The sequence below is a fragment of the Novosphingobium sp. Chol11 genome (assembly GCF_945870625.1).
Taxonomy (GTDB): domain Bacteria; phylum Pseudomonadota; class Alphaproteobacteria; order Sphingomonadales; family Sphingomonadaceae; genus Novosphingobium.
Map to the genome: position 1 here is coordinate 1 of NZ_CAMBTS010000138.1, position 6,514 is coordinate 6,514.

General features: G+C 64.8%; 6 protein-coding genes. 2 read left to right on the forward strand and 4 right to left on the reverse strand.

All coding sequences use genetic code 11. The features are described from left to right. The 3 genes from Q0O40_RS14860 to Q0O40_RS14870 all read right to left on the reverse strand — a co-directional run. Positions 1-443, reverse strand: a 443-nt coding sequence (locus Q0O40_RS14860; RefSeq protein ID WP_295531579.1) for a TetR/AcrR family transcriptional regulator, incomplete at its 3' end; no start/stop codon positions are given. Positions 444-511: 68 nt separating this feature from the next. Further along, positions 512-1,687: an iron-containing alcohol dehydrogenase gene (locus Q0O40_RS14865; RefSeq protein ID WP_295531582.1), complete on the reverse strand. Its 1,176-nt coding sequence runs from the start codon at positions 1,685-1,687 to the stop codon at positions 512-514. 63 nt (positions 1,688-1,750) lie between these two features. Beyond that, complete coding sequence (locus Q0O40_RS14870; RefSeq protein ID WP_295531585.1) at positions 1,751-1,996, reverse strand: hypothetical protein; 246 nt, start codon at positions 1,994-1,996, stop codon at positions 1,751-1,753. On the opposite strand from Q0O40_RS14870, the gene Q0O40_RS14875 reads away from it, so the two are divergent. Further along, positions 1,995-4,454 carry a penicillin acylase family protein gene (locus Q0O40_RS14875; RefSeq protein ID WP_295531588.1) on the forward strand — a complete coding sequence of 820 codons (2,460 nt, stop codon included), beginning with the start codon at positions 1,995-1,997 and terminating at the stop codon, positions 4,452-4,454. The two genes, Q0O40_RS14870 and Q0O40_RS14875, sit on opposite strands and share 2 nt — an antisense overlap. Before the next feature lie 132 nt (positions 4,455-4,586). Here the strand turns inward: Q0O40_RS14875 and Q0O40_RS14880 are convergent, their stop codons facing one another. Beyond that, on the reverse strand, positions 4,587-5,990 hold the full coding sequence (locus Q0O40_RS14880) for an HlyD family type I secretion periplasmic adaptor subunit (protein WP_295531591.1): 1,404 nt from the start codon (positions 5,988-5,990) through the stop codon (positions 4,587-4,589). A gap of 174 nt (positions 5,991-6,164) precedes the next feature. On the opposite strand from Q0O40_RS14880, the gene Q0O40_RS14885 reads away from it, so the two are divergent. Further along, entirely contained in the window at positions 6,165-6,464 is a 300-nt protein-coding gene (locus Q0O40_RS14885; RefSeq protein WP_295531593.1) for a hypothetical protein, read from the forward strand. The last annotated feature ends 50 nt before the right edge of the window (positions 6,465-6,514 follow it).

Here is a 6,514-nt window from a genome sequence, read left to right on the forward strand (position 1 = left end):
AGCAGATCGCCCAGCAATTCGTCAAAGTTATGCCGCATCACCCGGATGCGCCGCGCGTCATCCGGGTCGAGGCTCATCTCCTCGCGCAGATAGACGCTGATGTAGCGCTGGTTCTCGACGATGATCCGCGCCACCCGCTCGACCACCGCCTTCAGCTGGTCGGTAGCGCTGCCTTCGACCACCAACGCCTGTTCCAGCGCCGAGAGCGAGAGCTTGATTCCGGTCTGGCATACTTCGAACAAGAGCTCGCCCTTGTTCTTGTAGTACGAATAGATGAACGGCTTGGTGACATTCAGCCGTTCGGCCACCGCGTCGAGCGTTGTTGCGTCATAGCCTTGGGTGAAGAACAGATAGCTGGTTTCCTCAAGAATCCGCCGCCGTTTGTAGGCGGCGATTTCTTCTTTCAGCTGGATAGGGCGCGAGGCAGATAGTTTGGCAGGCAAATGTGTTTCCCTTTGATCTAAGGCGCGCCGTCACCATGCGCTCAGATGAGCGCCCCGTGATCATGCGCTCAGACGAGCGCGGTGCGCAAGATCGCCATGACATCTTCGGCGCAGGTGATCGGGCGCGGGTTGGTGCGGCCCCAGATGTCCTCCAGCGTATATTCCGCAATCAGCGGCAGCTGGGCTTCGGTTACGCCCACTTCTGCAAGCGAGCGCGGCATGCCCAGCCCCCGGATCAACGCGTCGAGCAGTTCGGACGCAGGGCGGCCCGCATCGCCGAGGCAGGCGCTGATGCGCTTCTGGCGCTCGGCGTTGACCGAGAGGTTATAGGCTTGAACGAACGGTGACATGACGCACGAGGTGTGGCCATGCGGGACATCGCAAGTGCCGCCCAGCACATGGCCGATCGCATGGCTTGCCCCCATCGGCACGCCCGCGATGATCGGGATCATCGATTGCCATGCCCCGATCTGGCATTTTAGGCGCGCATCGAGGTCGGTGGGATCGGCCTTCACCCGGGGCAGCCCTTCGGCCAGCAGGCGCAGCGCGGAATCGGCCAGGCCGTCGGCAAAATCGTTCGATTGGAACGATGCCAGCGTCTCGGTCGCATGGTCAACGGAGCGGACGCCGGTCGACAGCCACAGCCATTCGGGCGTGTGCACCGTGATCGCCGGATCGAGCACGACCATAACCGGCACCATCTCGCGCTGAACATAGGCCTGCTTGAGCTTGATCCGCTCGTCGGTCGCGCCAGAAAGCGGATTGAACTCGCCGCCGGAAAGCGTGGTGGGAACGCACACCGCGCGAATATCGGGCCCGGCAAACTGCGGCGAGAAGACCGTGCCGTCTTCTTCAACCCGAACGCGGAATTCGTCGAACTGCTCGATTGTAGTGATATCGTGCTTGAGGCAGATCAGAAGGATCTTGCCCGCGTCGGTCACTGATCCGCCGCCCACCGTAACCACGAAATCAGCGTCCACTTCGCGGGCGCGCGCTGCTGCTTTCAGGACGTCTTCACGCGGGGCGTGCGGCTGAATGCCATCATGCGTGGCGGCGTGACGGGCACCGAGCGCAGCTTCGATCCGGCGGATTTCGTCGGTGTTGCGATTAAGGTGGCTGCTGGCCAGGATAAACACCCGGCGCGCATCGCGGGTCTGCGCGATATTCGCCACTGCCTCCGCCGCTGGCATGCCGAGCGACACCGCCTCGGTTGCGGTCAGCACCACGTGTGAAACCTTGGTCACGGCAAATCTCCCCTGGGCTGTCTCGCCCTTATCTACCCAAGAGTATCACCAGCCTCTTGCGGGTCAAGTTCGTTGGCCGATTCCGGCCTTGCTGGAGACCATCGCGCGCCGCGATCCGCGCATCGCCGTCTGCTTGATGATCCGGTGGCTGCCGACAATCTTGTCATCAAGCGTGCGCGGCGGCATGGTGTTGCGCTGGTGAACGCAGGCGCTGCTTGTGCAACGCATGGCGCGCACCGGGAAGGCTGCCGGCGCGGATGGCCGGCGACGGCGCGGAAAGCGCGGCAGGCCAAATGGAGCGCGCGACATGCTTTTCCTGAACAATGCGATCCGCCGCGTGCATCCGCTGATCATGATGCTCGCGCTGTTGGCGGCTTGGTTTGCCAGCCCGGCCTTGGCCCGGCCGGCGACCGCCGCCGAGCCGGTCCAGATCGACCGCGATGCCAAGGGTGTGCCGCATATCTTTGCGCGGACGGCGCCCGCGGTGATGTTCGGGCTCGGCTATGCGCTGGCCCATGACCGGCTGGCAGCAATGGAATTGCGCCGCCGCGCAGCGCTGGGCACGCGCGCTGAAGTGCTGGGGCCATCTGCTGTGGAGGGCGACAAGGTCGCGCGGGATCGTCTTCTTTCGCGCGCGGAACTGATGCGGATGTTTGGCGCGATTCCGGCGGAGCACCAGGCGATGCTGCGTGCGTTTGTGGCGGGCTACAACCGCCATGTGGACGAGCTTGCCGCTGCGCCGCCGGTGCGCACGCCTTATCAGTTCACGCAATGGGGCGTGCGCCCGGCGCGTTGGACTTTGCTCGATTATCTGGCGATCATCGCCTCCTTCCCCAATGACCGGGGCGGTTCGGAGCGCCAGAATGCGGCCTTTCTGCGGGCGATGATCGCGCGCCATGGGCCCATCGCGGGCCGCCAGATCTTCGAAGATGTCGTCCCGCTGAACGATCCCGATTCGCCGACCGTCATCCCCCCGGGCGAAGACCGTGCCCCGCCGCAGCCGCTGCCCCGGCCCGGCTCAGCCGAACTTTTCAGCGACATGGGGGCGGCCAGCCGGAGCGGCGATGGGCCTGCCACCGATGTCACGCCGCGCGAGGCCAGCCGCTGTCTGGTCATCGGCCCGAAGCGATCGGCCAGCGGGCATGTGCTGATGTTGCAGGAAACCGCCGACGGGCCGGAGTCACACCTTTATGGCGGCGGCTTCGACACAGCGGGCTTTGCGCTGACTGGCTGGGGGCCGCCGATAATGGGGCGCTCGCTCGATCATGGCTGGCTGCTGACCTCGGGCGTGGCCGACACCACCGACACCTTTGCCGAAAAGCTCAATCCCGCCGACCGCCGCCAATACTGGTTCAAGGGAGCGTGGCGCACGATGCAGCACCGGATCGAGACCATCAAGGTGAAGGACGCGGCCCCGGTTCAGCACGAAGTGGCCGCGACCATCCATGGCCCGGTCGTTGCGTGGGATGCGGCAAACGGCACGGCCTATACCGAGCGTTACGCCGTGCGCGGCCACGAAATCGACAACTGGGTGGCCGGCATCAACATGGCGCGGGCGCGCTCGCTGGCAGAGTTCGAACAGACCGGCATTGCCCGCGTCGCGTGGAATCTGGGCATCTGTTATGGCGATACAGCGGGCCACATCGCCTTCTGGGAGGCTGGACTGCTCCCCATCCGCGCGCCCGGCGCGGATTCGCGCCTGCCCACGCCCGGCACCGGCGAATACGAATGGCAGGGCTTTCTGTCGCTCGCGCAGCGGCCCCGCATGATCGATCCCGCGCAAGGTTTTTTTCATGCATGGAACAGCAAGGCCACAGGCTGGTCGCGCGAGGGCGATGATGCCCGGCTCGGCAAAACCTTTCGCACATGGCTCGGCAACGCGCTGGCGCAGAGCAGCGATCGGGTAACGCTGGCCGACATGCGCCGCTTCAACCATGCGATCAACACCGCCATTGGCGGGCCAGACCGCACCGCCGCCCCGCCCTGGTTTTATGCGGTCTATCTCGCCGCCGCTGCTGACCAAGCCAGCGATCCGGAAATCAAGGAGGCGATCAAGCTGATGCTGGCCTTCGATGGCCGCTACGAAGACACGGACGGCGATGGCTTTTACGACAGCCCGGGCCTGCCCCTGTTCCGGGCCTGGCTGACCGCTGCGCCGCAGCTCATCTTCGGTCCTACCATCGATGATTGGTGGAGCAAGGCGGATGAGGGCCGCTATTTGCGCTATCAATCCAGCCTTTTGCTGCGCGCGCTGCAGGGACGCTCCGCCGGATTGCCGCTTGCCTTCGATTATTGGCAGGGCAGAAGCCGGGATGCTGTGCTGGCCAATTCCGTGCGCAAAGTGATCGACACGCTGAGGCCCCAGTTTGGCGACAAGCCGCTCGCGGCGTGGCGCCAGCCGATTTACTGGAAGTATCTCGATCCTGCGCGCAAATCCGCGTCGCGGCCGCCGTTTCCCGATCCCGATGCGCCGGGCCCACGGCTCGGCGCGGTGCTGGGCCTGACGCCGGATGCCGTGCCGCACAGCGGCGGCGATGAATGGACCGGCCTGATGGAGCTTGATCCCACCGGGCCGCGCAGCATTGAAACCGTCATCGAGGCAGGCGGGCAGAACCTGACCATCGACGGCGCGGGCCAAGGCAATCCGCATCTGGCCGATCAGGTCTGGCTCCATGCCAATGACCAGTTCAAGACCATCGAAATGACCCCCGCTGTGGTTCACCCTGCTGCGGAAACCTCGCAGACGATTGCTTACGCGCCGCGTTGAGGCGGTTCTTGCAGCAAGGCGCCGGTATTCACCGGCGGATGGAATGCAAAATCGGGCTTCGGTGCGCCGCGCGCCGGTCTGGCCCGGTCTCTCCCTCTCGGCAATTGCCTGAGCAAGATCACGTCGGCGTGGCTATTCCCTGAGCGCGTTGTCCCTGATCTGGATGAGGGGGCCGAGGATGTAGGAGAGGATCGTCTGGCTGCCCGCGCTGATCGCGACATCGCCGGTCATGCCGGGGACGATATCCTTGCCCTTGCCGAAATCGGCGCGATCGGCGGTCAGCCGCACGCGGTAGAACACCTCGCCCTTTGAATCCTGCAGCACATCGGGCGAGACATCGGCCACTTTGGCCTTGAGCGTGCCGAACTGCGCGGCGTCATAGGCGCTGATGCGGATATGCGCGGTCAGGCCAGGCCAGATCTCGCTGCGATCGCGCGGCAGAATGCGCGCCTCGAACATCACCGCATCTTTGAGCGGCACGATCTCGACCACTGGCTCGCCCGCGCGGATCACGCCGCCGACTGTCTGGATGTAAAGCTTGTTGACGACGCCGTCCATCGGCGCGCGGATTTCCTCGCGCCAGACGCGGTCTTGCACCGCGCCATATTGATCGCCCGCCTTGGCCAGTTCGAGCCGAAGTTGCGAGGCAAGCTGCTTGGCGTCCTCGATCTGGTGGGTCCAGATTTCGCCGTGCTTGGCCTCGGACTCCGAAATGCTGGCGCTGGTTTGCGGGATCTGGTTTTCGACATCGGCTATGCGTGTGCGCAGCGCGAGCAGCCCGGCGCGTTTTTCCAGCACTTCGCGTTCGGAAATGGCTTCCTCGCGGAAGGCGGCCTCCAGCTTGGCGAGCTGCTCACCCGCCAGCGCTTCTTCACGGCGCAGGTTTTGCAGGCGCACGCGCAGCTGCGTCGCCTCGGCAAAGCGGCCACGGGTCTGCTCGCCGATGATGCCGGCCTGCTGCATGCGCTGCATTCGGCGCGATTGGAACAAGCCTTCCTCGCTCGCCGCGATCTCGGGCGCTTGCACCACCATTTCGGGCGGCGCGCGGAACGTGGCCGCACCTGAAATCTCGGCGTCGAGCCGCGCGAGGATGATGCGCTTGGCGACGACGTCGGTCTGCACGGTCTGCATCGCGGCCCCGGTATCGGCGTTGGAGATGCGGACCAGCACATCGCCCTTGCGGACCTGCTGGCCCTCCAAGACCAGAATGTCGCTGACAATGCCGCCTTCGAGATGCTGGACGATCTGGTTTTGGACCGAGGGCAGCACCCGGCCCGCGCCGCGCGTGACTTTGTCGACTGTGCACAGCGTGGCCCAGGCGAGGAACGCGAGCAAGAATGCCGCGACGATGATCAGGCGGCGGGTCGGACGCTCGGTGCGGATCCTGCCCGACCACGGCACCAGCCCGGCCGCGCCCGGCGTCGGCAGGGTGATCCGCCCGGCAAACGCCATGTCGGCTTGGCTGTCGGTAACATTTTCAAGCAGCGCCGCGCCGCCCATGGCGCGGATCGCAGCATTGCGAAGGGTGCGGATCATGCGTGTTGTGCTTTCGCTAGCTGGGCAAGTGCGCTTCTTTACGAACGATTATCCCTAATTTCCGTCGCGGCTGACTTACGCGGAACTACGTGGTCCGCCTTTGCGAGGAGTTATCCTTAATGATCTTTAAGGGTCCCGAGCGGTGTGTGCCGCGAGCAGAGGGAAGCGCAGGCGATGCAGCCACATCACAAAGCAGGGGATCGCGGCAGGCCAAGTCTAGCCGCCAAGACCCTGCGCATGATTGCAGGCGCGCTGCACGGAGGTGGCCGCCGCGGGCGCGAGACGGAGGCGCAAGACTTCGCAGACGCGGACGTCGCGCTTGATCCCCTCTCTGCGACCGATGCCTTGCTCGAACTGTGCGCGCGCCTCGGCAAGCCTTCTTCCGCCGCGCAGCTATGCGGAGCACTGCCGCTCGATCACGGCGAAATTGTTCCCCGTCAGCACCAATGGCACAGATTTGAGGTTGTGATTTAAGGAGTGTTGGGGCTTCGTCGTAGTGACGAAGGAACGAAGATGAAGTCCCA

What these genes read in the sequence shown, in the direction of transcription:
- Q0O40_RS14875 (WP_295531588.1), top strand. Translation starts at nt 1,995, where the DNA reads ATGCTTTTCCTGAACAATGCGATCCGCCGCGTGCATCCGCTGATCATG.
- Q0O40_RS14870 (WP_295531585.1), bottom strand. Translation starts at nt 1,996, where the DNA reads ATGTCGCGCGCTCCATTTGGCCTGCCGCGCTTTCCGCGCCGTCGCCGG.
- Q0O40_RS14880 (WP_295531591.1), bottom strand. Translation starts at nt 5,990, where the DNA reads ATGATCCGCACCCTTCGCAATGCTGCGATCCGCGCCATGGGCGGCGCG.
- Q0O40_RS14885 (WP_295531593.1), top strand. Translation starts at nt 6,165, where the DNA reads ATGCAGCCACATCACAAAGCAGGGGATCGCGGCAGGCCAAGTCTAGCC.